Below are 280 nucleotides of genomic sequence, written 5' to 3' on the forward strand. Positions count from 1 at the left end.
GCTGGTATCGCGTAGTGTTGGGTCCATACGATCGCAAGCGAGATGCTGAGCGCGATAAGCATAAACTGCAACGCGCCAAGATTGAGCCTTGTGTTATTTGGAAAGACACCGGTAACTAAATCTCTTATAGCCTCAGTAATCACTGGGGCTTTTTTCTGACGAGTGAACAATCTCGTACTACCTCTACAGTCCACTTACCTTGAATTTGCTTACGACGATCCCCATTCTATTTCTATCTCACTGGTGAAATAAGAAGGAAACCTCGTGACTACCATAGTAT

At 44.6% G+C, this 280-nt stretch carries 1 protein-coding gene; it reads left to right on the top strand.

What is annotated here, in order from left to right; genetic code table 11:
- Window positions 1-119, top strand: a 119-nt coding sequence (locus tag AB4585_RS24385; RefSeq protein WP_372171329.1) for an SPOR domain-containing protein, incomplete at its 5' end; no start/stop codon positions are given.
- Between the last annotated feature and the right edge of the window lie 161 nt (window positions 120-280).

It is taken from the genome of Vibrio sp. 10N.222.49.C9 (assembly GCF_041474985.1).
Lineage (GTDB): Bacteria > Pseudomonadota > Gammaproteobacteria > Enterobacterales > Vibrionaceae > Vibrio > Vibrio crassostreae_C.